Annotated in this window: 18 protein-coding genes and 2 tRNA genes; 17 read left to right on the forward strand and 3 right to left on the reverse strand. The window is 66.5% G+C overall.

Annotation, left to right across the window (positions count from 1 at the left end):
• The 16 genes from BLR99_RS18715 to BLR99_RS18790 form a co-directional block, all read left to right on the forward strand.
• On the forward strand, nt 1–396 hold a 396-nt coding region (locus BLR99_RS18715; protein WP_491904500.1), incomplete at its 5' end, for an EF-Tu C-terminal domain-related protein.
• A gap of 11 nt (nt 397–407) precedes the next feature.
• Nucleotides 408–483 (forward strand) — tRNA-Trp (locus tag BLR99_RS18720).
• An 84-nt stretch (nt 484–567) separates the two neighbouring features.
• On the forward strand, nt 568–954 hold the full coding sequence (gene secE, locus BLR99_RS18725; RefSeq protein ID WP_011797543.1) for a preprotein translocase subunit SecE: 387 nt from the start codon (nt 568–570) through the stop codon (nt 952–954).
• A gap of 1 nt (nt 955) precedes the next feature.
• Nucleotides 956–1549, forward strand: coding sequence for a transcription termination/antitermination protein NusG (nusG, locus tag BLR99_RS18730; RefSeq protein ID WP_011797542.1), 594 nt, complete (start codon nt 956–958; stop codon nt 1547–1549).
• 107 nt (nt 1550–1656) lie between these two features.
• Nucleotides 1657–2088 (forward strand): 50S ribosomal protein L11, encoded by a 432-nt coding sequence (gene rplK, locus BLR99_RS18735; RefSeq protein WP_011797541.1) that lies wholly within the window; start codon nt 1657–1659, stop codon nt 2086–2088.
• Nucleotides 2089–2784, forward strand: a complete 696-nt coding sequence (gene rplA, locus BLR99_RS18740) for a 50S ribosomal protein L1 (RefSeq protein ID WP_011797540.1) — start codon at nt 2089–2091, stop codon at nt 2782–2784. It abuts the gene before it with no gap.
• 227 nt (nt 2785–3011) lie between these two features.
• Nucleotides 3012–3518 (forward strand): 50S ribosomal protein L10, encoded by a 507-nt coding sequence (gene rplJ / locus BLR99_RS18745; protein WP_011797539.1) that lies wholly within the window; start codon nt 3012–3014, stop codon nt 3516–3518.
• Between the two features lie 48 nt (nt 3519–3566).
• Nucleotides 3567–3947 carry a 50S ribosomal protein L7/L12 gene (gene rplL, locus BLR99_RS18750; protein ID WP_011797538.1) on the forward strand — a complete coding sequence of 127 codons (381 nt, stop codon included), beginning with the start codon at nt 3567–3569 and terminating at the stop codon, nt 3945–3947.
• A 303-nt stretch (nt 3948–4250) separates the two neighbouring features.
• Nucleotides 4251–8375, forward strand: coding sequence for a DNA-directed RNA polymerase subunit beta (rpoB, locus tag BLR99_RS18755; protein WP_011797537.1), 4125 nt, complete (start codon nt 4251–4253; stop codon nt 8373–8375).
• 22 nt (nt 8376–8397) lie between these two features.
• The gene (gene rpoC, locus BLR99_RS18760; RefSeq protein ID WP_011797536.1) at nt 8398–12633 is read left to right on the forward strand and encodes a DNA-directed RNA polymerase subunit beta'; all 4236 of its coding nucleotides are present in this window, start codon (nt 8398–8400) and stop codon (nt 12631–12633) included.
• Nucleotides 12634–12800: 167 nt separating this feature from the next.
• The gene (locus BLR99_RS18765) at nt 12801–13394 is read left to right on the forward strand and encodes a LemA family protein (protein WP_046059931.1); all 594 of its coding nucleotides are present in this window, start codon (nt 12801–12803) and stop codon (nt 13392–13394) included.
• A 96-nt stretch (nt 13395–13490) separates the two neighbouring features.
• Nucleotides 13491–14876 carry a 16S rRNA (cytosine(967)-C(5))-methyltransferase RsmB gene (rsmB, locus tag BLR99_RS18770; RefSeq protein WP_011797534.1) on the forward strand — a complete coding sequence of 462 codons (1386 nt, stop codon included), beginning with the start codon at nt 13491–13493 and terminating at the stop codon, nt 14874–14876.
• Nucleotides 14877–14880: 4 nt separating this feature from the next.
• Nucleotides 14881–15534: a DUF4390 domain-containing protein gene (locus BLR99_RS18775; protein ID WP_046059932.1), complete on the forward strand. Its 654-nt coding sequence runs from the start codon at nt 14881–14883 to the stop codon at nt 15532–15534.
• The gene (locus BLR99_RS18780; RefSeq protein ID WP_046059933.1) at nt 15531–17849 is read left to right on the forward strand and encodes a sensor histidine kinase; all 2319 of its coding nucleotides are present in this window, start codon (nt 15531–15533) and stop codon (nt 17847–17849) included. Before BLR99_RS18775 ends, BLR99_RS18780 begins: the two co-directional genes overlap by 4 nt.
• A 38-nt stretch (nt 17850–17887) precedes the next feature.
• Nucleotides 17888–18604, forward strand: coding sequence for a response regulator (locus tag BLR99_RS18785; protein ID WP_011797531.1), 717 nt, complete (start codon nt 17888–17890; stop codon nt 18602–18604).
• 82 nt (nt 18605–18686) lie between these two features.
• Nucleotides 18687–18762, forward strand: a tRNA-Phe gene (locus BLR99_RS18790).
• Between the two features lie 105 nt (nt 18763–18867).
• Here the strand turns inward: BLR99_RS18790 and BLR99_RS18795 are convergent.
• The 3 genes from BLR99_RS18795 to BLR99_RS18805 all read right to left on the reverse strand — a co-directional run bounded on the left by BLR99_RS18795 (nt 18868) and on the right by BLR99_RS18805 (nt 23277).
• A complete protein-coding gene (locus BLR99_RS18795; RefSeq protein ID WP_017439105.1) occupies nt 18868–20139 on the reverse strand; it encodes an MFS transporter in 1272 nt (423 codons plus the stop codon).
• A gap of 291 nt (nt 20140–20430) precedes the next feature.
• The gene (locus tag BLR99_RS18800; RefSeq protein WP_046059934.1) at nt 20431–21963 is read right to left on the reverse strand and encodes a superoxide dismutase family protein; all 1533 of its coding nucleotides are present in this window, start codon (nt 21961–21963) and stop codon (nt 20431–20433) included.
• A 42-nt stretch (nt 21964–22005) separates the two neighbouring features.
• Nucleotides 22006–23277: a PQQ-dependent sugar dehydrogenase gene (locus BLR99_RS18805; protein ID WP_011797528.1), complete on the reverse strand. Its 1272-nt coding sequence runs from the start codon at nt 23275–23277 to the stop codon at nt 22006–22008.
• Between the two features lie 913 nt (nt 23278–24190).
• On the opposite strand from BLR99_RS18805, the gene BLR99_RS18810 reads away from it, so the two are divergent.
• On the forward strand, nt 24191–25177 hold the full coding sequence (locus tag BLR99_RS18810) for an HNH endonuclease (protein ID WP_011797527.1): 987 nt from the start codon (nt 24191–24193) through the stop codon (nt 25175–25177).
• The last annotated feature ends 100 nt before the right edge of the window (nt 25178–25277 follow it).

Raw genomic sequence — 25277 nt, forward strand, 5'->3', positions numbered from 1 at the left:
AAGCTGCTGGACCAGGGCCAAGCCGGCGACAACGTCGGCCTGCTGCTGCGCGGCACGAAGCGTGAAGACGTCGAGCGCGGCCAGGTGCTGTGCAAGCCCGGCTCCATCAAGCCGCACACCCACTTCACGGCCGAGGTGTACGTGCTGTCGAAGGACGAAGGCGGCCGCCACACGCCCTTCTTCAACAACTACCGTCCGCAGTTCTACTTCCGCACGACCGACGTGACCGGCGCCATCGAGCTGCCGGCCGACAAGGAAATGGTCATGCCCGGCGACAACGTGTCGATCACCGTCAAGCTGATCAACCCCATCGCCATGGAAGAAGGCCTGCGCTTCGCCATCCGCGAAGGCGGCCGTACGGTCGGCGCCGGCGTCGTGGCCAAGATCATTGCCTGATCAGGAGTCATAGGGGTATAGCTCAATTGGCAGAGCGTCGGTCTCCAAAACCGAAGGTTGTAGGTTCGATTCCTACTGCCCCTGCCAGTCACCTGGCATAAAAAAGCCCGCCAGACACCTGGCGGGCTTCGGTGTCTTGTGAAAGCGCAATTTTTGCAACCGGAATGAAGAATGGCAGCGTCTCAGCAAATTGAAACCGTAAGTACAGGCGCGGACAAGGCCAAGCTGGCCGCTGTCGTCGCGTTGCTGATTGCGGGTATTGCCGGTTTCTACCTTCTGTCCAAGCAGGGGCCCCTGGTCCAGTGGGCTATTCTGATCGTCGCGGTCATCGCCGCCGCAGCCGTCTTCGCGGTGTCCGAGTCGGGCCGCCGCTTCACCGGCTTCGCCAAGGATGCCTGGAAAGAGGTCAAGAAGGTCGTGTGGCCCACCCGCAAGGAAACCTTGCAGATGACGGCCTACGTGTTTGCCTTCGTGCTGGTGATGGCGCTGTTCCTTTGGTTCACCGATAAAACGCTGGAATGGGTGCTCTACGATCTGATTCTGGGCTGGAGGAAATAACATGAATGACGCCGTCGATCAAAACCTCTCGCCTGCCCAGGCTCCTGCATCGTCTGCCAATCCGGATCTGCGCTGGTACATCGTGCATGCCTACTCCGGGATGGAGAAGGCGGTAGAGCGCAACATCACGGAGCGCATCAACCGTGCGGGCATGCAGGACAAGTTCGGCCGGATTCTCGTCCCGACGGAAGAGGTCGTGGAAATGAAGAACGGCCAGCGCAAGACGACCGAGCGGCGCCTCTTCCCGGGCTACGTGTTCGTCGAAATGGTCATGGATGACGACACCTGGCACCTGGTGAAGCACACCAGCAAGGTGACGGGTTTCGTGGGCGGTGCCAAGAACCGTCCCGCTCCGATCTCCGAAGACGAAGTCCAGAAAATCGTCAACCAGATCCAGGAAGGCACCGACAAGCCCCGCCACAAGATCGAATTCATGGTGGGCGAGCTGGTGCGGGTCAAGGAAGGTCCGTTCGCGGACTTCAACGGCTCGGTCGAGGAAGTCAACTACGAGAAGAGCCGGGTGCGCGTCTCCGTGATGATTTTCGGTCGCTCCACCCCGGTGGAGCTGGAGTTCGGGCAGGTCGAGAAGACCTGACGTCCTCCTCCCTGATTGCACGCGCTTTTTGACTCGGCGCACCTAAATGGAGTCAACCAACCCCGGGGAGCCTTCCATGAAGGCGTCATTACCCGCAAGGAGTCGCTATGGCGAAGAAAATCGTCGGCTTTATCAAGCTGCAAGTGCCGGCAGGAAAGGCTAATCCCTCTCCTCCGATCGGTCCCGCGCTGGGTCAGCGTGGCCTGAACATCATGGAGTTCTGCAAGGCGTTCAACGCCCAGACCCAAGGCGTCGAGCCGGGTCTGCCGCTGCCCGTGGTTATCACGGCTTTCGCGGACAAGAGCTTCACGTTCATCATCAAGACGCCTCCGGCGACAACCCTGATCAAGAAGGCGATCAAGCTGGAAAAGGGTTCCTCGAACGCCCTGAGCACGAAGGTCGGCAAGATCACCCGCGCGCAGCTGGAAGAGATCGCCAAGACCAAGCTGAAGGACATGAATGCTGCCAACGTGGACGCTGCCGTCCGCACGCTGGCTGGCTCTGCCCGTTCCATGGGCGTTACGGTGGAGGGTCTGTAAATGGCTAAGCTGACCAAGAAGCAAAAGGCGCTGCAAGGCAAGGTCGACAGCACGAAGCTGTATGCGTTCGCCGACGCCGTGGTGCTGGTGAAGGAAGCCGCAACCGCCAAGTTCGACGAGTCCATCGACGTGGCCGTGCAGCTGGGCATCGACGCCAAGAAGTCGGACCAGGTGGTGCGTGGTGCCGTCGTGCTGCCGAACGGCACCGGCAAGACGACCCGCGTCGCCGTGTTCGCCCAGGGCGCCAAGGCTGAAGAAGCCAAGGCTGCCGGCGCGGACGTGGTGGGCATGGACGATCTGGCTGCACAGGTGAAGGCCGGTGACATGCCTTTCGACGTGGTGATCGCTGCTCCCGACGCCATGCGTGTCGTCGGTACGCTGGGCCAGATCCTCGGCCCGCGCGGCCTGATGCCGAACCCCAAGGTGGGCACGGTGACGCCCGACGTCGCCACGGCCGTGAAGAATGCCAAGGCCGGCCAGGTGCAGTTCCGCGTCGACAAGGCCGGGATCATCCACAGCACGATCGGTCGCCGCTCGTTCGACAACGACAAGCTCCAGGGCAACCTGGTGGCGCTGATCGAAGCTCTGAACAAGGCGAAGCCGGCAACCAGCAAGGGTCTGTACCTGCGCAAGGTGGCTGTGTCCTCGACCATGGGTGTCGGCGTGCGCGTCGATACGCAATCCATCTCGGCCTGATCGCCAAGAAATCTTGAGGCGCCGCGAGGCGCCTCGGTGGTGGGCCGGCGCAGCGATGCGCCGGGCCATCCAAGACCGCTGGTGTGCAGTCCCGGCTGCATTTAAATCCACGGAGCCAGCGCAGATGGCGATCCCGCTGCAGATGGAATTCGATTCCGAAACAGTTGGTCGCTGCAACAAGAGCGCGCACGAGGGGTTGCCCGAGTGTGCATATGAAGGAGTAGACCTTGAGTCTTAATCGCAGTGAGAAAGAAGCGGTCATCAATGAAGTGACCAGCCTCGCCGCTAAAGCTCAAACGCTCGTGATCGCGGAATACCGTGGCATCACGGTGGCCGACATGACCAAACTGCGCGTTGACGCCCGCAGCAAGGGTGTGAGCCTGAGTGTTCTGAAGAACACTCTGGCCCGCCGTGCTGTGGCTGGCAGCCAGTTCGACGTGGTGGCCGACCAGATGACCGGTCCTCTGATCTATGGCTTCTCCGAAGACGCTGTGGCCGCCGCCAAGGTGGTGGCCGATTTCGCGAAGACCAACGACAAGCTGGTGATTCGCGGCGGCGCCTTCGCAGGCAAGGCCCTGGACGTGAACGGCGTGAAGCAACTGGCCAACATCCCTTCCAAGGAAGTGCTGCTGGCCCAGCTGTGTGGCTTGCTGATGTCGCCGATCTCCCGCACCGCCGTGGTGCTGGGTGCTCTGGCCGCAAAGAAAGGCGAAGGCGAAGCAGCAGCCGCTTGAGGCTTTGCTGCAGTCGTTCCCTCTTTAAACCAATTGTTAGGAAAAATTATGGCATTCGATAAAGACGCATTCTTGACCGCCCTGGACAGCATGTCCGTGATGGAACTCAATGACCTGGTGAAGGCCATTGAAGAGAAGTTCGGCGTGAGCGCTGCCGCCATGGCCGCTCCCGCAGCTGGCGGCGGCGCTGCTGCCGGCGGCGCTGCTGCCGAAGAGAAGACCGAGTTCAACGTGGTGCTGGCCGAAGCCGGTTCCAACAAGGTCGCGGTCATCAAGGCCGTGCGCGAAATCACCGGCCTGGGCCTCAAGGAAGCCAAGGACCTGGTGGACGGCGCTCCCAAGAACGTCAAGGAAGGCATCGCCAAGGCCGACGCAGAAGCCGCTGTCAAGAAGCTGGTGGAAGCCGGCGCCAAGGCCGAACTCAAGTAATTCGGCTGCTTTGGCAAGGCTGGAGGCTCCGCAAAGGGCCTCCAGCCTTTCCGCGCTTCTGAGAAGCGCGTGTGTGCAGAGCACACCAGAAAGCAGGTAGCGGGTGCCGCCTCGGCATCCACCCCCCTGCTTCCTAGTGTCTTCTGACAACCCGACAACAGAAGACGCCTTGGTTCGGGCGATGTGCAACGCATCGCCGTCCGCCATGGTTGGTAGTGGCCAACCGCCAAGCCCGCAAGGCCGCGCTCCTTGTGGGGCAGTAGTCGTCGAAGACCCCCATCCATGTCTTTGCCCGGAGATCTCATGGCCCCAACATCCACGTACAGCTATACCGAACGCAAACGCATCCGCAAGAGTTTCGGTAGCCGCGACAGCGTGCTCAAAGTGCCGTACCTGCTGCAGATGCAGAAGGACGCGTACACCGCTTTCCTCCAAGCGGACATGGCACCGCAGAAACGCACCAACGAAGGCCTGCAGGCCGCATTCAACGCAGCGTTCCCGATCGTCTCGCACAACGGCTTCGTCGAGATGAAGTTCGTGGAATACAACCTGGCCAAGCCGGCGTTCGACGTGCGCGAGTGCCAGACCCGTGGCCTGACCTTCGCCTCGGCCGTGCGCGCCAAGGTGCAGCTCATCATCTACGACCGCGAGTCCTCGACGTCGCAGTCCAAGGTGGTGAAGGAAGTGAAGGAGCAGGAGGTCTACATGGGCGAGGTGCCCCTGATGACCGACAAGGGCTCGTTCATCATCAACGGCACCGAGCGCGTGATCGTGTCGCAGCTGCACCGTTCGCCCGGCGTGTTCTTCGAGCACGACAAGGGCAAGACGCACAGCTCCGGCAAGCTGCTGTTCTCCGCACGCATCATTCCCTACCGCGGTTCCTGGCTGGACTTCGAGTTCGACCCGAAGGACATTCTGTATTTCCGCGTGGACCGTCGCCGCAAGATGCCGGTCACGATCCTGCTGAAGGCCATCGGCCTGAACCCGGAATCGATCCTGGCGAACTTCTTCGTCAACGACAACTTCCGCCTGATGGACAGCGGCGCGCAGATGGAGTTCGTGGCCGACCGCCTGAAGGGCGAAGTGGCGCGCTTCGACATCACCGACAAGTCCGGCAAGGTCGTCGTGGCCAAGGACAAGCGGATCACCGCCCGCCACACCCGTGAACTGGAGCAGTCCGGCACGACCCACATCAGCGTGCCGGAAGATTTCCTGATCGGCCGCGTGGTCGCGCGCAACATCGTGGACGGCGACACCGGCGAGATCGTGGCCAAGGCCAACGAGGAACTCACGGAAGCGCTGCTGAAGAAGCTGCGTTCGGCCGGCGTGCAGGACCTGCAGGTCATCTACACGAACGAACTGGACCAGGGCGCGTACATCTCGCAGACGCTGCGCATCGACGAGACGGTGGACGAGTTCGCCGCCCGCGTGGCCATCTACCGCATGATGCGCCCCGGCGAGCCGCCGACGGAAGACGCCGTGCAGGCCCTGTTCCAGCGCCTGTTCTACAACCCGGACACGTACGACCTGTCGCGCGTGGGCCGCATGAAGTTCAACGCCAAGATCGGCCGCGACGAATCCACCGGCCCGATGGTGCTGTCCAACGACGACATCCTGGCCGTGGTGAAGATCCTGGTGGACCTGCGCAACGGCAAGGGCGAAGTCGATGACATCGACCACCTGGGCAACCGCCGCGTGCGTTGCGTGGGCGAGCTGGCCGAGAACCAGTACCGCACGGGTCTGGCGCGTATCGAGAAGGCCGTGAAGGAGCGTCTGGGCCAGGCGGAGCAAGAGCCGCTGATGCCGCACGACCTGATCAACAGCAAGCCGATCTCGGCCGCCCTGAAGGAGTTCTTCGGTGCGTCGCAGCTGTCGCAGTTCATGGACCAGACCAACCCGCTGGCGGAAATCACGCACAAGCGCCGCGTCTCGGCCCTGGGCCCGGGCGGTCTGACGCGCGAGCGCGCCGGCTTCGAAGTGCGCGACGTGCACGTCACGCACTATGGCCGCGTCTGCCCTATCGAAACGCCTGAAGGCCCGAACATCGGCCTGATCAACTCGCTGGCCCTGTACGCCCGCCTGAACGAGTACGGCTTCATCGAGACGCCGTACCGCCGCGTGGTGGACGGCAAGGTGACCGACCAGATCGACTACCTGTCGGCCATCGAGGAAGGCAAGTACGTCATCGCCCAGGCCAACGCCGCGCTGGATGCCGAAGGCCGCCTGACCGGCGACCTGGTGTCGGCCCGCGAGAAGGGTGAATCCACGCTGCTGTCCGCCGAGCGCGTGCAGTACATGGACGTGTCGCCCGCGCAGATCGTGTCGGTGGCTGCCTCGCTCGTGCCCTTCCTGGAGCACGATGATGCGAACCGCGCACTGATGGGCGCCAACATGTCGCGCCAGGCCGTGCCCGTGCTGCGTCCGGAAAAGCCCATGGTGGGCACGGGCATCGAGCGCGTGGCGGCCGTGGACTCCGGCACGGTGGTGACGGCCAACCGCGGCGGTATCGTGGACTACGTGGATGCCACCCGCATCGTGGTGCGGGTGAACGACGACGAAGCCGTGGCCGGTGAAGTCGGCGTGGACATCTACAACCTGATCAAGTACCAGCGTTCCAACCAGAACACGAACATCCACCAGCGCCCGATCGTGAAGAAGGGCGACGTGCTGGCCAAGGGCGACGTGATCGCCGACGGTGCCTCCACCGACCTGGGCGAGATCGCCATCGGCCAGAACATGCTGATCGCGTTCATGCCCTGGAACGGCTACAACTTCGAAGATTCGATCCTGATCTCCGAACGCGTGGTGGCCGAAGACCGCTACACCTCGATCCACATCGAGGAACTGGTGGTGATGGCCCGCGACACGAAGCTGGGCGCCGAGGAAATCACGCGCGACATCCCGAACCTGTCGGAACAGCAGCTGAACCGCCTGGACGAGTCCGGCATCATCTACGTGGGGGCGGAAGTGCAGCCCGGCGACACGCTGGTGGGCAAGGTCACGCCGAAGGGCGAGACCACGCTGACGCCGGAAGAGAAGCTGCTGCGCGCGATCTTCGGCGAGAAGGCTTCCGACGTGAAGGACACCTCGCTGCGCGTGGACCAGGGCTCTTCGGGCACCGTGATCGACGTGCAGGTGTTCACGCGCGAAGGCATCCAGCGCGACAAGCGCGCCCAGCAGATCATCGACGATGAGCTCAAGCGCTTCCGCCTGGACCTGAACGACCAGCTGCGCATCGTGGAGGCCGACGCGTTCGACCGTATCGAGAAGCTGCTGAACGGCCGCGTGGCCAACGGCGGCCCGCAGAAGCTGGCCAAGGGCACGAAGATCGACAAGGCCTACCTGGCTTCCGTCGAGAAGTTCCACTGGTTCGACATCCGCCCGGCGGAAGACGAAGTGGCGACGCAGCTCGAGTCCATCAAGAACGCCCTGGAGCAGACGCGCCACAGCTTCGACCTGGCTTTCGAAGAGAAGCGCAAGAAGCTCACGCAAGGCGACGAGCTGCCTGCCGGCGTGCTGAAGATGGTGAAGGTGTACCTGGCCGTCAAGCGCCGCCTGCAGCCCGGCGACAAGATGGCCGGCCGCCACGGCAACAAGGGCGTGGTGTCCAAGATCGTTCCGGTCGAGGACATGCCCTACATGGCCGACGGCACGCCTGCCGACATCGTCCTGAACCCGCTGGGCGTGCCTTCGCGGATGAACATCGGGCAGGTGCTGGAAGTCCACCTGGGCTGGGCCGGCAAGGGCATCGGCCAGCGCATCGGCGACATGCTGCGCGACCAGGCCAAGGCGGCCGAGATGCGCAAGTTCCTGGAAGAGGTCTACAACTCGCGCGGCCGCAAGGAAGACCTGTCGGTGCTGAGCGACGACGAGGTGATGGCCATGGCCGCCAACCTGACCAACGGCGTGCCCTATGCGACGCCGGTGTTCGACGGCGCGTCGGAAGCCGAGATCAAGGACATGCTGAAGCTGGCCTATCCGGACGACATCAAGGAGCGCAAGGGCCTGACCGAGAGCCGTACCCAGGCCTACCTGTACGACGGCCGCACGGGCGAGCGCTTCGAGCGCCCGACGACCATCGGCTACATGCATTACCTGAAGCTGCACCACCTGGTGGACGACAAGATGCACGCCCGTTCCACCGGCCCGTACTCGCTCGTCACGCAGCAGCCGCTGGGCGGCAAGGCCCAGTTCGGCGGCCAGCGTTTCGGGGAGATGGAAGTGTGGGCGCTGGAAGCCTATGGCGCCTCGTACGTGCTGCAGGAAATGCTCACCGTGAAGTCCGACGACGTGCAGGGCCGTACCAAGGTGTACGAGTCCATCGTCAAGGGCGAACATGCGATCGAGGCAGGCATGCCCGAGTCGTTCAATGTGCTGGTCAAGGAAATCCGTTCCCTGGGCCTGGACATCGAACTGGAACGTTCTTAAGAAGTACTAGGAGATAGGGTTTATGAAGTCTCTACTCGACCTGTTCAAGCAATTCACGCCGGACGAGCATTTCGATGCCATCCGCATCGGCATGGCGTCGCCGGAGAAGATCCGTTCCTGGTCCTTCGGCGAGGTGAAGAAGCCCGAGACGATCAACTACCGCACGTTCAAGCCCGAGCGCGACGGCCTGTTCTGCGCCAAGATCTTCGGCCCGATCAAGGACTACGAGTGCCTGTGCGGCAAGTACAAGCGCCTGAAGCACCGCGGCGTGATCTGCGAGAAGTGCGGCGTGGAAGTGACCCAGACCAAGGTGCGCCGCGAGCGCATGGGCCACATCGACCTGGCCGCGCCCTGCGCGCACATCTGGTTCCTGAAGTCGCTGCCGTCGCGTCTGGGCCTGGTGCTCGACATGACGCTGCGCGACATCGAGCGCGTGCTGTATTTCGAAGCCTACGTGGTGACCGACCCTGGCATGACCCCGCTGAAGAAGTTCGGGATCATGTCCGAGGACGACCATGACGCGAAGCGCAAGGAATACGGCGACGAGTTCATCGCCAAGATGGGCGCCGAAGGCATCAAGGACCTGCTCGAAGGCATCGACATCGATCTGGAGATCGAGAAGCTGCGCGGCGACCTGACCGGCTCCGAAGTCAAGGTGAAGAAGAACGCCAAGCGCCTGAAGGTGCTGGAAGCGTTCAAGAAGTCCGGCATCAAGCCCGAGTGGATGGTGCTGGACGTGCTGCCCGTGCTGCCGCCGGACCTGCGTCCGCTGGTGCCGCTGGACGGCGGCCGCTTCGCGACCTCCGACCTGAACGACCTCTATCGCCGCGTCATCAACCGCAACTCGCGCCTGCGCCGCCTGCTGGAGCTGAAGGCTCCGGAGATCATCGCGCGCAACGAGAAGCGGATGCTGCAGGAAGCCGTCGATTCGCTGCTGGACAACGGCCGCCGCGGCAAGGCGATGACGGGCGCGAACAAGCGCGCGCTGAAGTCGCTGGCCGACATGATCAAGGGCAAGTCCGGCCGCTTCCGCCAGAACCTGCTGGGCAAGCGCGTCGACTACTCCGGCCGTTCCGTGATCACCGTGGGCCCGACGCTCAAGCTGCACCAGTGCGGCCTGCCGAAGCTGATGGCCCTGGAACTGTTCAAGCCCTTCATCTTCTCGCGCCTCGAGCAGATGGGCATCGCCACGACCATCAAGGCCGCGAAGAAGGAAGTCGAATCCGGCACGCCGGTGGTCTGGGACATCCTGGAAGAGGTCATCAAGGAGCATCCGGTCATGCTGAACCGTGCTCCGACGCTGCACCGCCTGGGCATCCAGGCCTTCGAGCCGATCCTGATCGAAGGCAAGGCCATCCAGCTGCACCCGCTCGTCTGCGCGGCCTTCAACGCCGACTTCGACGGTGACCAGATGGCCGTCCACGTGCCGCTGTCGGTGGAAGCGCAGATGGAAGCCCGCACGCTGATGCTGGCCTCCAACAACGTGCTGTTCCCCGCTTCCGGCGAGCCTTCCATCGTGCCTTCGCAGGACGTGGTGCTGGGCCTCTACCACGCCACCCGCGACAAGATCAACGGCAAGGGCGAGGGCCTGGTGTTCGCCGACACGGGCGAAGTCCAGCGCGCGCTGGACGCCGGCCAGGTCGAGCTGCACGCCAAGATCAGCGTGCGCCTGACCGAATGGACCAAGGACAAGGCGTCCGGCGAGTTCGTGCCCTCGACCTCGCTGGTCGATACGACCGTGGGCCGTGCGCTGCTGTCGGAGATCCTGCCCAAGGGCCTGCCCTTCAGCAACATCAACAAGGCGCTGAAGAAGAAGGAAATCTCCAAGCTCATCAACGTGAGCTTCCGCAAGTGCGGCCTGAAGGAAACCGTGGTGTTCGCGGACAAGCTGCTGCAGAACGGTTTCCGCCTGGCCACGCGCGCCGGCTTCTCCGTGGCGATCGACGACATGCTCGTGCCGCCGCAGAAGACCGAGATCCTGGCCCGTGCCGAAGCCGAGGTGAAGGAGATCGAGCAGCAGTACGTCTCCGGTCTCGTGACCGCCGGCGAGCGCTACAACAAGGTGGTGGACATCTGGGGCAAGGCCGGCGACGACGTGTCCAAGGTGATGATGGACCAGCTCAAGGTCGAGAAGACCACCGACCGCCACGGCAAGGAAGTGAACCAGGAGTCCTTCAACGCCATCTACATGATGGCCGACTCGGGCGCCCGGGGTTCCGCCGCGCAGATCCGCCAGCTGGCCGGCATGCGCGGCCTGATGGCCAAGCCGGACGGCTCCATCATCGAGACCCCCATCACGGCGAACTTCCGTGAAGGCCTGAACGTGCTGCAGTACTTCATCTCCACCCACGGCGCCCGGAAGGGCCTGGCGGATACGGCGCTGAAGACCGCGAACTCCGGCTACCTCACCCGCCGCCTGGTGGACGTGACGCAGGATCTCGTGGTGACCGAAGAGGACTGCGGCACGACCAACGGTTCGGTGATGCGCGCCATCGTCGAGGGCGGTGAAGTGATCGAGTCGCTGCGCGAGCGCGTGCTCGGCCGCTCCACGGCCGAAGAGGTGCTGCACCCCGAAACCCGCGCCGTGCTGGTGCCGGCCGGCCAGATGCTGGACGAAGACACCCTCGAAGAGCTGGAAGCCGCCGGCGTGGACGAGGTGAAGGTGCGCACCGCGCTGACCTGCGAAACCCGCTACGGCCTCTGCGCCAAGTGCTACGGCCGCGATCTGGGCCGTGGCGGCCTGATCAACCTCGGCGAAGCCGTGGGTGTGATCGCTGCCCAGTCCATCGGTGAACCCGGCACGCAGTTGACCATGCGTACGTTCCACATCGGTGGTGCCGCGTCGCGCGCCGCCATCGCATCGACCGTGGAAGCGAAGTCCAACGGCGTGATCGGCTTCAACGCCACGATGCGCTACGTGACCAACAGCAAGGGCGAGCTGGTGGTGATCGCGCGCTCGGGCGAGGTCATCATCCAGGACGAGCACGGCCGCGAGCGCGAGCGCCACAAGGTGCCGTACGGCGCGACGCTGACGGTGAAGGCCGACCAGCAGGTCAAGGCCGGCACGATCCTGGCCAACTGGGACCCGCTGACGCGACCGATCATCACGGAATTCGCCGGCCAGGTGAAGTTCGAGAACATCGAGGAAGGCCTCACCGTCGCCAAGCAGGTGGACGATGTGACCGGTCTGTCCACGCTGGTCGTGATCGATCCGAAGCGCCGCGGCTCCGCCAAGGTGGTGCGCCCGCAGGTGAAGCTCGTCGATGCGAACGGCGCCGAGGTGAAGATCCCCGGCACCGACCACTCGGTGACGATCGGCTTCCAGGTCGGCGCGCTGATCCAGGTGCGCGACGGCCAGGACGTGGGCCCCGGCGAAGTGCTGGCGCGTATTCCGGTCGAAGGCCAGAAGACCCGCGACATCACCGGGGGTCTGCCGCGCGTGGCCGAGCTGTTCGAGGCCCGCTCGCCCAAGGACAAGGGCATGCTGGCCGAGATCACCGGCACGGTGTCCTTCGGCAAGGAAACCAAGGGCAAGGTGCGCCTGCAGATCACCGATCCGGACGGCAAGGTCTGGGACGAGCTGGTGCCCAAGGAAAAGAACGTGCTGGTCCACGAAGGCCAGGTGGTGAACAAGGGCGAGCTGATCGTCGATGGTCCGGCCGATCCGCAGGACATCCTGCGCCTGCTGGGCATCGAGGAACTGTCGCGCTACATCGTCGATGAAGTGCAGGACGTCTATCGCCTCCAGGGTGTGAAGATCAACGACAAGCACATCGAGGTGATCGTTCGCCAGATGCTGCGCCGCGTCGTGGTCGAGAACCCGGGCGAGTCGGGCTACATCGCCGGCGAGCAGGTCGAGCGTTCGGAGATCCTCAACACCAACGAACAGCTGCAGTCCGAGGGCAAGATCCCCGCGACCTACAGCAACGTGCTGCTGGGTATCACGAAGGCATCGCTGTCCACCGATTCGTTCATCTCGGCCGCTTCCTTCCAGGAAACGACCCGCGTGCTCACCGAGGCTGCCATCATGGGCAAGCGCGACGAGCTGCGTGGCCTGAAGGAGAACGTGATCGTGGGCCGCCTGATCCCGGCGGGTACCGGCCTGGCCTACCACCAGGCACGCAAGGCCAAGGAAGCCATGGACGACGCCGAGCGCCGCGCCATCGCCGAGGCCGAGGCTGCCGAGATGGCCACCACGGGCTCCGACGAAGCTCCGGAAGTCGAAGGCTCCGGCGTGGAAAGCGGTTCGGCCGAGTAACCCACGGCCCTGCCTGCAAGCCGAACGGCCTGCCGCAACGCTCCCGCTCTGTCGCTCGTGGCAGGCCGGGAGCGTTTTTTCAGGCGCGGAGGCTGCTGGCCGCCGTGCCCTTTTCTTTTTGATTTCGCGTCTTCGCGGTGGTCCGCGGGGCGCCTGCCATTGCTGCGATGCTGACGACCTGGATTTTTCTGGCGGTGCTGCTGTTCTGGGCGGTGGGAGCCTACAACCGGCTGGTCCGGCTGCGCTCCGCCGCCATTCAGGCGTTCGGCGGCCTGGACGTGCATTTCGTGCGTATCACGGGCATGCTCGGCGAGTACGAGGCGGCGCAGAGTCCTGCGCTGCCCGCGCAGTCGGAGGTGCGCACGGCCCTGTGGGCCGCGACCACCCAATTCGGCGCATGCCTGGCCGTGGCGCGTGCGCGCCCGCTCGATGGCGGAGCCGCCGCGGCGCTGGCTGCTGCCCGCGAGGTCCTGCGCACGGCCTGGGCCGCGATGGCGCGGGCGGCGCGCGAACCGCGGGAAGGCGCTGCCGGGCCTGGCGGTGGCGGGGCGGGCATGCCGGATTCCCCGCCGCCGGCCATGGCCCCGGGCGAGGACGCCCTGGCGCTGTGGGAGCAGCGATGGCAGGAGCTCTGGGCCCACGCTGCCCTGGCCACCGGGCAGTTCAATGATGCCGTGGACTCTTACAACGGTGCCATCCGGCAATTCCCCGCCCGGCTGCTGGCCTGGCTTTTCGGTTTCCATGCAGCGCAGGCGCTCTGACGGCGTTTAGCGACGTTCCCGCCCTGCAGCGGACGCCACGGGCGTCTTCGCAGGGTGGTTGTTTCCCATCCTTCGCGCTTTCACGGCGCCCCTGACATGCCTGCATCCTCCCCGCATCCTTCCCCTTCCCGCCCGGATTCGCCCGGAGGGGCGATTCCCCTGTGGCGCCAGCTCGACGCGGTGGTGGATGCCGTGATGGCGGTGCGCGGCGGCCAGTCGGGTACCGCGGCCCTGGCGGCGGTGGACCCGGTGCTGCGCGCGGGCGTTCAGGCGCTGTTCTTCGCGGTGCTGCGCCAGCTGGGCCGTGCGGAGGCGTTGCGGGCGCAACTGGCCCCGCGGCGGCCCAAGCCGCGCGTGGATGCGCTGCTGTGCTCGACCCTGGCCCTGGGTTGGCAAGCGGGTGCTGCTCCCTATGAGCCGTTCACGCTCGTGAACCAGGCGGTGGAGGCGGCCAAGCGCCATGCCGCCACGCGCGGGCAGGCAGCTTTCGTGAACGCCTGTCTGCGCCGCTTCCTCCGCGAGCGCGATGCGCTGGTGGCCGCCACCGATTCGGATCCCGTCGCCCGGTGGAACCATCCCGCGTGGTGGATCGAGCGCCTGCGGAAGGACCATCCCGGCCATTGGGAGCAGATCCTGCGGGCCAACAACGCGCAGGCCCCGATGGCATTGCGCATCCACCGGGGCAAGGTGGACATGGCGGGCTACCTGGCCGCGCTGGAGGCTGTGGGCATGAAGGCCTGGCCGGCGACCGATACCGGTCTGGTCCTGGAGTCTCCGCAGCCCGTGCAGCGGCTTCCCGGGTTCGCCGACGGCCGGGTTTCGGTGCAGGATCTCGCGGCCCAGCAGGCCGCGCCCCTGCTGCTGTCAGGCCTGGACCTGGGCCGGCCGCTGCGGGTGCTGGATGCCTGCGCGGCGCCGGGCGGCAAGACCGCCCACCTGCTCGAGTATGCCGGTGCCGGATCGCCGGTCCACGTGACCGCGCTGGAGATCGACCCGCTGCGCAGCGCGCGCATCGGTGAAACGCTCCAGCGGCTGGGCCTGCGGGCGCAGGTGCTGGTGGCCGATGCCGGGCGCCCGGAGGACTGGTGGCAGCAGGCCTGCGGCGGAGAGCCCTTCGATGCCATCCTGCTGGACGCGCCCTGCACGGCGTCGGGCATCGTGCGGCGCCATCCGGACGTGCGCTGGCTGCGGCGCCCCGGGGACATCGCGCAGCTGGCCGCCCAGCAGGCGCGGCTGCTGTCCACGCTCTGGCCGCTGCTGCGGCCGGGCGGGCGCATGCTGTATTGCACCTGTTCCGTGTTCCGCGCGGAAGGCGATGACATGGTCCGGTCGTTTCTTGCGAACAACAATGATGCCCATTTGCTGCCTTCTCCCGGACATTTGCTGCCCCGGGATCCCGGCGATGGCGGCAGCGTCCGCGAGAATCCATCCCGTGAGCATGACGGTTTCTTCTACGCACTCCTGGGCCGGCAGCCCGCCTGAAGCCATGCCGGCGCAGGGTTGGCGCGCGCGCCTGCAGGCCGCATGGGGCTCGGCTTGGCGCCATGCCTGCTGGACGCTCCTGCTGTGCCTGGGGCTCTGGCTGTCCCTGCCGGGGCCGGCCGCCGCGCAGGCCGGAGCCGGCGAGATCACCGACCTGAAGCTGGAGGCAGCGGACACCGGCCTGTACCTGTCGGCCGCCCTGCATTTCGAGTTGCCGGACCTGGCGGAGGATGCGCTGCTCAAGGGCATCACTCTCTATTTCGTGGAGGAGGCCGAGGTGCTGCGGGAGCGCTGGTACTGGTCCGACAAGACCGTCGCGCGCGCCACGCGCTATCTGCGGCTGAGTTACCAGCCCCTCACGCGCCGCTGGCGGCTCAACCAGTCCACGATGCCGTTTCCGGCGAGCGGGCTGGGCGTGGCGCTGGGCCAGAGCTATGACGAGCTGGAGGAGGCGCTGTTGGCGATGCAGCGCATCGCCCGCTGGAAGATCGCCGATATCGACGACATCGACCGCCAGGCCGCGCACCTGGTGCACCTGCGCTTCCGGCTCGACATGTCGCAGCTGCCGAGGCCGTTCCAGATCGGCGCCATGGGGCGCTCCGGATGGGACCTCGCGATTTCCCGCACCGAACGCCTGGTCATCGAGCCGCAGCCATGAGCCCCTCTCCTTCCGATCCCGCCTCGCCCCGGGAACCCGTGACGGTCCGCAGCGGCCGGCAGGCCCGCGCCGCGCGCTGGGCGCTGGGCGTGTCCGTCGCCGTGATGAGCGCCATCGGCCTCGTGCTGCTGTTCCTGCTCACCGTCTCGACGAACAACCGGGCGATGTACGAACGCAACTACGCGTGGCTTTTCGGGCTGAACGTGCTGGTGGCGCTGCTGCTCTTCGCGGTGCTGGCCTGGGTGGCCGTGCGCCTGGCGGTGCGGCTGCGCAAGGGCCGCTTCGGCAGCCGGCTGCTGGTGAAGCTGGCGGGCATCTTCGGGCTGGTGGGGCTGGTGCCCGGGCTGCTGATCTACGTGGTGTCCTACCAGTTCGTGTCGCGGTCCATCGAGAGCTGGTTCGACGTGAAGGTGGAGGGCGCCCTGTCGGCCGGCGTGAGCCTGGCCCGGGCCACGCTGGACACGCTGGCCAGCGACATGGCGGCGCAGGCGCGCACGGCCAGCATCCAGCTGGCGCCGGTGCCGGATGCCGCCGCGGGCCTGGTGCTGGAACGCATCCGCGACCAGCTGGGCGCGACGGACGTGGTGCTTTTCAACTCGGCGGGGCAGCCGGTGGCGAGCGCCGGCCAGTCCCGCTTCGACCTCAATCCGGAGCGGCCGGCCCCGCAGCTGCTGCGCAATGCCCGGCAGCAGCGCTCCGCCTTCCAGATCGAGGGGCTGGACGAAGCCGCCGACCCGCAGGCCGTGCAGAACGCGCGGGTGAAGACGCTGGTGATGGTGGGCACCACGAGCGTGGGCCTGCTGGAAGAGCCGCGCTACCTGCAGGCCACGATGCGCCTGCCGCAGGTGGTGGTGGCCAACGCCCTGGCCGTGCAGGAGGCGAACCGTGAGTACCAGGAGCGCGCGCTGGCCCGCGGCGGGCTGCGGCGCATGTACATCGGCACGCTCACGCTCAGCCTGTTCCTGGCGGTGTTCGGCGCCGTGCTGCTGGCCGTTCTGCTGGGCCGGCATCTGGCGAGGCCGCTGCTGGTGCTCGCCGAGGGCGTGCGCGAGGTGGCCTCGGGCAACCTGAGCCCCAAGGCGGTACTGCAGACGGGCGACGAACTCGGCGGGCTGACACGCTCCTTCGCGGTCATGACGCAGCAGCTGGCCGATGCGCGGTCCGCGGTGGAGCGCAGCATGGGCGAGGTGGATGCCGCGCGCGCGCGCCTGCAGACCATCCTGGACAACCTGACGGCCGGCGTGATCGTGCTGGACGCGCAGGGCCGCATCCAGTCCACCAACCCGGGTGCCACCCGCATCCTGCGTGCGCCCATGGCGGCGTTCGAGGGCCGGCCGCTGGCGGAGGTGCCGGGGCTGGCGGCGTTCGCGGCGGCCGTGCAGGCACATTTCGACGCCTTCCTGGGCGACCGCGAGCAGCAGCACGGGCTGGACCACTGGCAGCACCCGTTCGACCTGCACGTGGGGGGAGGGGATCCCACCCATGCGGGGCCGGCCGGCAACGGAACGAGCCTGGTGGCGCGGGGCGCGGAGCTGCCCGACGCGCTGCGGCTGCTGGTGTTCGACGACATCTCCGAGATCGTCTCCGCCCAGCGGGCCCAGGCGTGGGGCGAGGTCGCGCGCCGGCTGGCGCACGAGATCAAGAACCCGCTCACGCCGATCCAGCTGTCGGCCGAGCGGCTGGAGATGAAGCTGACCGGCAAGCTGGGCGCCGCGGAGGAGGCGGTGCTGGCCAAGTCGGTCAAGACCATCGTCGATCAGGTGGATGCCATGAAGCGCCTGGTCAACGAGTTCCGCGACTATGCGCGGTTGCCCGCTGCCGAACTGCAGCGCCTGGACCTGAACGCGCTGGTGGGCGACATCCTGCACCTGTATGGAGCGGAGACCGCCACGGTGCCGGTGGAGTCCGAGCTCGACCCGCGGTGCCCGGCGATCGCCGGCGACGCCCAGCAACTGCGGCAGGTGATCCACAACCTGCTGCAGAACGCACAGGATGCGAGCGAGCAGCGTGCCCGTGAAGAGGGGGTGGCGCCCGCCCCGGTGCGCATCGCCACGCGCTGGAGCGAGACCTCGCGCCGGGTGCGCCTGACGGTGAGCGATGCCGGTACGGGCTTCCCGGCTCACATCCTGCAAAGGGCCTTCGAGCCCTATGTCACCACCAAGCCGCGTGGCACCGGCCTGGGCCTGGCGGTGGTGAAAAAAATCGCCGACGAACATGGGGCGCGCATCGATCTTTCCAATCGCGTGGAAGACGGCGTGGTCCGGGGGGCACAAGTGTCGCTATCATTCGCGCCTGAAACCCCCGTGGTTTATTAACAACAAGTTACACGCAGCCCGCAGCAGCATCCGTACCCATGGCAAATATATTGGTGGTTGACGACGAACTCGGTATCCGCGACTTGCTGTCCGAAATCCTGAACGACGAAGGGCACAGCGTGGACCTGGCCGAGAACGCCACCCAGGCCCGGGCCGCCCGGTCGGCGAACACCTACGACCTAGTCCTGCTCGACATCTGGATGCCCGATACCGACGGCGTTTCCCTGCTCAAGGAATGGGCGACCGCCGGGGTGCTGACCATGCCCGTGATCATGATGAGCGGGCACGCCACCATCGACACCGCGGTGGAGGCCACGCGCATCGGGGCTTTCTCGTTCCTCGAGAAGCCCATCACGCTGCAGAAGCTGCTCAAGGCCGTGGAGCAGGGCCTGGCCCGCACGGTGCCCGCGCCTGCGGCGGCCGCACCGGCCGCGGTGCCTGCGCCCTCCGCCACGCCAGCCTCGGCCGCCGCCGCCGTGCCCGCATCCGACGCACCCCAGGCCCCCGCAGCGGCCAGCGCGGGCGGGCCGGGGCTCGCCGCCAGCGGCCCCAGCTCCCACCAGGGGTTCGACCTCGACCGTCCGCTGCGCGAGGCGCGCGACGGCTTCGAGAAAGCCTACTTCGAGTTCCACCTGGCCCGCGAAGGGGGCTCCATGACGCGCGTGGCCGAGAAGACGGGGCTGGAGCGCACCCACCTGTACCGCAAGCTGCGGCAGCTGGGCGTGGACCTGGGGCGGAGCAAGCGCAGCCAGTGACGGGGTGGGGCGGACGAAGATTTCAGAAAATTCGCGGCCTGGGTTCCAGGGGGCGTTTTTTCTGGCTATAATTCAAGGCTCAGGCCCGGTAGCTCAGTTGGTAGAGCAGCGGATTGAAAATCCGCGTGTCGATGGTTCGATTCCGTCCCAGGCCACCAGAACGCAAAGTCCCTGATCTTTCACGAGGTCAGGGGCTTTTTGCTTGGGGCGAGATGCCTTCCGCAAGTCTCTATTGCCAGACCCTGCCTGCTCCCGGGCCCGGCTTATGCCGCGCCGCGTTGCGGCAGCAACGGCGACCGCGGCAAGAACCTGAACGCCGTGGACGCCGCCGCCAGCATGCCGGCGATGCAGAGCATCACCGCCCGGTAAGGATCATGGCCGTGGTGCTGCGCCCAGGCGGCCAGCAGCCCGGTCAGCCATTGCATCAGCGCCACCCCGAGGAACATCGACATGGTGTAGAGCGACAGCGCACGGCCCGTCATCCCGGCCGGGTAGGAGGAACGCACGTCGGCGTACTGGAGCACGCTGTAGCCCGACAGCAGGCCCATCGCGAAGATCAGCACGACCGTGGCCGCGGCATGGTGCAGGAACGCCATCAGCAGGAACAGGCCGCCCATGAGCAGCGAGAAGAAGGTGATCCACCGGCGGCGGCGCTGCGCACCCGGGTCCAGGCGGCCGAAGAGCGCCGGAACGAAGAGGGCGATCAGCGACAGCACCAGCGCCACATTGCCGCTCTCGACCAGCGAGAACCCGAACCGGCCCATCAGCAGCGGCCCCAGCCACAGGCCGCGCAGCGTCAGGAAGGCGGCGTAGCAGCACATGCCGAGGACCAGGATGCCCCAGGTGTGCGGCATGCGGAACAGGTCTGCGAAACGGCTGGCCGCCTGCCCCCAGGATTCTTTCGGCTGACTGTTGGATTGCGGCAGTTCCGGTTCATGCACGCGCAGGTAGATCAGCAGCCACGACAGCAGCGAGAGCGCCGCCAGCACCCCGAATCCCAGGCGCCAGCCGCCGTGCTGCACCAGCCAGGCCAGCGGCGTGCCCGTGAAGATCAGGCCCAGGCCGCCCACGCCCATTCCCACGCCCGAGAAAAACGCGAAACGCTGGGCGGGAAAGTGCCGGGCAATGAACACCGTGCAGGCCAGGAAAGCCGGCGAACAGCCCACGCCGATCAGCAACTGCCCGAGCATCAACCAGCCATAGCCCGGCGCAGCGGCGGATACCGCCGCGCCGATCACCGCCATGGGGAACGCCGTCAGCACCGTGCGGCGCAAGCCGTACAGGTCCATGCCGATGCCCATGAGCAGCTGGGCTACGCCGAACGACAGGCCGAACAGCCCGGCGAACGCCCCCAGGGAATCGGGCGAGATGCCGAAGTCGGCCTGCAGGCCCGTGGCAATGATGCTGGTGACCGTGCGGAAGGCCTGGCTCAGCGCGAAGCCCGACAGCAGGCACAGGAACATGGCCCACAGGGCGCGGGAGGGCGGGGCGGGGTCTGCCGCGGGTTCTGCGGTGGGGGTGGCGGGTTGGGGCACGGCAAGGGGGCTGGGCGGACGGCGGCGGGAGCGGGCCGGATGCCTCGAGCGGGAAGATACCAGCCTAGCGAATCTGCGCCCGGTTGGCGGTCACGCCGCGGACATGCGCGGGCACGGGCAGCTGGTCTGCCGTGTACCGTGAATCCGGGCATGCAACCTGCAGGCTGTATGTCGAATTTACGCAATCTAAGCGGTAAATTGGTTTTACAGCTTTGGCGCTGTAAGCCGCCCCCGGCCTTGCCGGGCCCGGGGCAGCACGTGCGTGCGACCTGACCCGTCGCCCGGCAGGCTTCAGTGCGGCAGGGCGATGCGCAACACATCGAAAGGCAGCAGAGGGGGCGGTGCCTTCTGTTTGTCGAGCTGCCCGTTCACCACCAGCAGCGCGGAGCCGTGCAGGGCGGCCGTGGTCGGGTACTTCAGGCGCGGATCGCGCAGGCGCTGCACGATGCGGCCGCTGCTCCAGTCGCCGGCGAGGGCGACGCGCACCAGCTCGTTGTTCGCATTGCGCATGACGTAGAGATCGCCCGGGCCTGCGAGCACGAGCCCGTCGCCGTTGCGCAGGTCGCCGCCTTCGAGGCGGACCTCGGCCACGTCGCGCGTGGCGGTGTCGATGCGCCAGAGCTGGCCTGTCGCATGCTGCACGGCGAGCAGGCGGCGGCCATCATCGGATGCCACGATGCCATTCAGGTTCATCTGGTTCGGCCGGTAGCGGACCGGCGTGTTGCGCAGGTCGAGCCACGGTTCCAGCGCGGCGGGCGCGCCGGGGGCCGTGGCGATGCGCCAGAGCACGGGCCGGAAGGAGTCGGTGACGTAGGCATGCTGCGGCGCGAGCGCGATGTCGTTGAGGAACGCCTGTCCATCCTTCGGGCCTTCGATGACGGCGAGCGTCGCGGCGCTCTGCAGGTCCACCACGGCCACGGTGTCGGTGGCGCCGCCCGCCACCCACAGGCGGCCATTGCCGTCCACCTTCATGCCGAGGGCGGCCTGGCGGCCCGGCGAGCCGCCGAGCTGGAAGCGCTCGGCCTTCTGCGTGCCCCGGGCGATGCGGTAGAGGTGGCCTTCGGTGCTGGAGCCGACGTAGGCGATGCCCGTGCGCGGATCGACCGCGATGCCTTCGGGATAGGCGTTGGCGCCTTCGATGGTGGCGCGGCCCTGCACCATGCTGGGCGCGGCCGGCTCGACCAGGCCGCAGGCCAGGCGGCCGCCGGAATTGCCGGCCGGATCGCTGGCGTAGTCGTCCTGCTTCTCGTGGACAACGAGGGTGCGGCCGAGCACCGAGGTCTTGCCCGCCAGCAGGGTCACGTGGGGGTTGGTGAAGCGCAGCGATCCCTTGCCGTCTGCGCCCACCTGGATGTTGGGCGCCTCGCCCGCATGCGCCTCGTGCGGCGACTGGGCCGGGCGGCCGTGGTTGCGCGTCATGTAGGGATCGAAATGGCCGCCCGCGGCGCCGAAATCGACCACGCGGCCCGTGGCCGCATCGGGCCCGGGGGCGCATTCGCCGTTCGCGTGGATGTGGAAGCCGTGCAGGCCCGGGGCCATGTCCTGCACGTCGATCGCGATCTCCACGCCGCCGCCCTGCGGCAACTCCGTGAGCAGGGCGCGGCCGGCCGGGGCGCCCGCGGCGGTTTTCAGCAGGACGACGGCCGAGGTCGCGTCGGGCGCGCCCATGTCGGTCGCCGTGCCGGCGCTGCCGGGAATGCCGATGGCGCCCTGGGCGGGGGGCATGTCGTAGTTCTGCAGGGCGGCGCAGCCTCCGAGCAGCAGGGCGGCGGTGCCCGTGGCGCAGGCACCAGCGAGGGAGGAAAGTCGGAAGGAGTGGTTCATGGCGGCACGCAGGGAATGTGGAGGAGGGGCGAGGGCCGCCGGTCAGCGACTGCCGTGGCTGATGCGGTAGATCACGCCGTTCTGGTCCTCGGCGAGCAGCAGGGCGCCGTCGCGCGCCTGGGCGAGGCCCGCGAGGCGCCCGAATTGCGCGGGCCGGCGTGCCTTGTCCTGCTCCGCGGGTGCGGCCGCGGGGCCGGGCTGCGATGCCACCGCGGCGGGCGTGGACATGAGCCAGCCCGCGGCGAATTCCTCCGTGCCGGTGGGGCGGCCTTCGGCATCGAAGCGCACCCGCACCACGTTGTAGCCGCTGGGCTGCGAGCGGTTCCACGAGCCGCGGAAGGCGACGAAGGCATCGCCGCGGTACTGCTGCGGGAACTGCTCGCCCGTGTAGAAGACGAAGCCGATCGGCGCGGCATGGGCGGTGTACTGCAGCAGCGGTACCTCGGTCGTGGGGCAGAAATCCGCCTTGGTGGTGTTCGGCGGTTCGTTGACCTGGAACTTCGTCACCTGGCGGTCGCCCCAGCAGTAGGGCCAGCCGTAGTGCTTGTTGGGGAGGATGGCGTTGAGCTCTTCGGGCGGCGTGTCGTCGCCCTGGAAGTCGGAGCCGTGGTCGAAGCCGTAGAGCACGCCGGTGCGCGGATGCCAGCCGAAGCCGATGGTGTTGCGCAGCCCCTGCGCCACCACTTCGCGGCCCGAGCCGTCCGGGCGCATGCGCAGCATCGTGGCCGATTCGCCGTTGGTCTCGCGGCAGTTGTTGCAGGTGGAGCCCACGGTGAGATAGAGCCAGCCATCAGGCCCGAAGGCGATCGTGCGGTTGGGGTGTTGGCCGGCATCGGGCAGGTCGTCGGCGAGGATGCGCGGGGCCGAGAGCGTGCCGTCCGGCTGCACGTCGGCCACCATCAGCTTCTTGTCGGTCACGAGGTAGAGCCTGCCGTCGCGCAGCGCGAGGCCGTGCGCGTACTTCGCGTTCTGCAGCACCACCTTCTGCTGGTCCGCGCGGCCATCGCCATCGCTGTCGCGCAGCCACAGCACGTCGCCCTGCTCGCGGCGGCTGGCGTACACGTCGCCATTGGGCGCGACGGCCAGCCAGCGCACGTTGTGCAGGTCCCTGGCGAACACCGAGACCTTGAAGCCGGCGGGTACGCGCAGCTGCCCGAGCAGCGATTCGTCGAAGCGCACGGGCGTGGGTTCGAGCACGCCGCCCGTCACCGTGGTGGGGCCGTCGCCGGGCGGCAGCTGCGCCTGCGCGGCGAAGCTGCAGGCGGCGAGGGAGAGGAGGGCGGCGGCACGGAGCGGGAAGGTGTGGGAGGGCATGGGGCGGCTCGCTGGAGGGCCCACCGGGCAGTGGACGGGGGCGGCGGAGGGGAGGTCTGCCCACGCATTTTTCGAGTCCTGTCCATTGCCCGTCGGTCGGCAAGGAGCCTCCTGCTGTGTAGGAGCGGCTGCGTTCCCCCCGCGTTTTCGTAACAGCGGTCAGCGGCTGGCAGGAAACGACAGCCTGTCAGTGGTCTGCCGCGGCAGGGCTGGACGGTGCCGGTGGCTGTGACGGGGGCGGCGCGGGAGGAAGGTCTCCGGGCGGACGTGGCAGTTCATCGGGGACCTGGTGCAAGGGGTGGTGTGCGGGATCGGTGGCCATGGGGGTGTCTCCTGGACGTAGATATGTGGGCGGTCGTGGACTGCCCACTATCGAGGCGTGTCGGGCCAGGTCGCGTAGGACTGCCGCGCCTGTACCTGCATGCATCAAAGAAGCAGGCGGATCACCGGCCTTGCTGCTCTTCCCAAGCGAGAGCGAGGCGGGCACCACGTGGTCCTTTCAGGCCAGCCCTTGCGTCCTGCATATCGCACCTGCTTCAGATGCCCGGCAAAACAAGGAAACCATAGGGCAGTCGTTCAGCGGCCCGCTTCTGGCGGAAGGCGTCAGCCCGTGGATGACCGAGGGACTCAAGCAACTTAAAGCCTTCGGTTACACCATCGGGGCACTCCGCCGGACGGCACTCCAACGGCGAAAGGCCTGACCGTGCGGGCTACCTTGACGCGGGCATACACTTGGCATGTCTGCACGGAGATTTGCAGCATGGTGGCGGTGAAAGCCGAATTCGCGGATCGCAACGGTGTGCTGCAGCAGAAGTATTACCGCGCCCATGGCGGCAAGACCAATATGTGGGGGCACAAGGCGAGTACGTGAGGACGCTCAACTATGGCACCACCGGGAGGATAGAAGGCTGTCATGCGTTACTGGTGGGTCAATCAAAACCAAACATATCGTCATGAGGTGCGGGGCGGGTATCTTTGGTCGCCCAAGCGCAAGGCCAACCAAGCAAGGAACCCGTTTTATGACTTCATGCGCGAGGTGGCTCCTGGCGATGTGGTCTTCTCATTTGCGGACACCGTGATTCGAGCCATCGGCATCGCGCAATCGCATGCGTACGAGGCCCCGAAGCCGTTGGAGTTTGGACAGACCGGGGCCTACTGGGATCGGATCGGCTGGCGCTTGGATGTGCATTTCCATCCCCTTCGGGCGCCTGTGCGGCCCGCCTCCCACATGGCGGTGCTGGCACCACTGCTACCGGAGCGATACGCCCCTTTGCGGCCCAACGGAGTGGGGTTGCAGAGCGTGTACCTGACGCGCCTTCCTGAGCGTCTGGCGGCGGCCTTGATCGATCTGCTGGGTGCTGAAGCCCATGATTTGGTGAAAGGCTTCCGTGTCGCAGACAGATCCGAAATAGTCGGCTCTGCGGTGGGGCTTGTTGAATGGGAAGAGCACGAGCTTCAACGGGTCCAAACCGACGCCAGCTTGCCCGAAACAGACCGCCAGGCGTTGGTGCTGGCGCGCAGAGGCCAAGGCGCCTTTAAGAGGCATGTCATGGCTATAGAGCGAGCCTGCCGGATCACGGGTGTGACAAGGGAAGAGCACCTCCGCGCCAGTCACTGCAAACCCTGGCGAGATGCCACGAACGAAGAGCGGCTCGATGGTGAAAATGGTCTGCTGCTTACCCCAAGCATGGATCATCTGTTCGACCGTGGGTTCATTGCGTTCGACGACGATGGGCAGGTGATTTTTTCTCCTGTGGCGGACCAGGATTCGCTGGTCCGCATGGGGCTTGATCCCCGGCAGCCTTGGAATGTCGGTGCCTTTTCAAGCGGGCAGAAGCGCTTCCTCGAATTCCATCGCGAGAATGTGTTGCTGCGCTCCAGCTTTTTGGAGCATCTATGAAATGGCCGGGGGCTCTCGGTATGGCGCGGAAATGCATGGACAGCAAAGCCGGGGGCTTTTTGCTTGGTGGGTGCGGCTTGGCTCGGTCTCGGGAGATCGT

Source organism: Paracidovorax citrulli, assembly GCF_900100305.1.
Taxonomy (GTDB): Bacteria; Pseudomonadota; Gammaproteobacteria; order Burkholderiales; family Burkholderiaceae_C; genus Paracidovorax; species Paracidovorax citrulli.

What these genes read in the sequence shown, in the direction of transcription:
- secE (WP_011797543.1), top strand. Translation starts at nt 568, where the DNA reads ATGGCAGCGTCTCAGCAAATTGAAACCGTAAGTACAGGCGCGGACAAG.
- nusG (WP_011797542.1), top strand. Translation starts at nt 956, where the DNA reads ATGAATGACGCCGTCGATCAAAACCTCTCGCCTGCCCAGGCTCCTGCA.
- rplK (WP_011797541.1), top strand. Translation starts at nt 1,657, where the DNA reads ATGGCGAAGAAAATCGTCGGCTTTATCAAGCTGCAAGTGCCGGCAGGA.
- rplA (WP_011797540.1), top strand. Translation starts at nt 2,089, where the DNA reads ATGGCTAAGCTGACCAAGAAGCAAAAGGCGCTGCAAGGCAAGGTCGAC.
- rplL (WP_011797538.1), top strand. Translation starts at nt 3,567, where the DNA reads ATGGCATTCGATAAAGACGCATTCTTGACCGCCCTGGACAGCATGTCC.
- rpoB (WP_011797537.1), top strand. Translation starts at nt 4,251, where the DNA reads ATGGCCCCAACATCCACGTACAGCTATACCGAACGCAAACGCATCCGC.
- rpoC (WP_011797536.1), top strand. Translation starts at nt 8,398, where the DNA reads ATGAAGTCTCTACTCGACCTGTTCAAGCAATTCACGCCGGACGAGCAT.
- BLR99_RS18765 (WP_046059931.1), top strand. Translation starts at nt 12,801, where the DNA reads ATGCTGACGACCTGGATTTTTCTGGCGGTGCTGCTGTTCTGGGCGGTG.
- rsmB (WP_011797534.1), top strand. Translation starts at nt 13,491, where the DNA reads ATGCCTGCATCCTCCCCGCATCCTTCCCCTTCCCGCCCGGATTCGCCC.
- BLR99_RS18775 (WP_046059932.1), top strand. Translation starts at nt 14,881, where the DNA reads ATGCCGGCGCAGGGTTGGCGCGCGCGCCTGCAGGCCGCATGGGGCTCG.
- BLR99_RS18780 (WP_046059933.1), top strand. Translation starts at nt 15,531, where the DNA reads ATGAGCCCCTCTCCTTCCGATCCCGCCTCGCCCCGGGAACCCGTGACG.
- BLR99_RS18785 (WP_011797531.1), top strand. Translation starts at nt 17,888, where the DNA reads ATGGCAAATATATTGGTGGTTGACGACGAACTCGGTATCCGCGACTTG.
- BLR99_RS18800 (WP_046059934.1), bottom strand. Translation starts at nt 21,963, where the DNA reads ATGAACCACTCCTTCCGACTTTCCTCCCTCGCTGGTGCCTGCGCCACG.
- BLR99_RS18805 (WP_011797528.1), bottom strand. Translation starts at nt 23,277, where the DNA reads ATGCCCTCCCACACCTTCCCGCTCCGTGCCGCCGCCCTCCTCTCCCTC.
- BLR99_RS18810 (WP_011797527.1), top strand. Translation starts at nt 24,191, where the DNA reads ATGCGTTACTGGTGGGTCAATCAAAACCAAACATATCGTCATGAGGTG.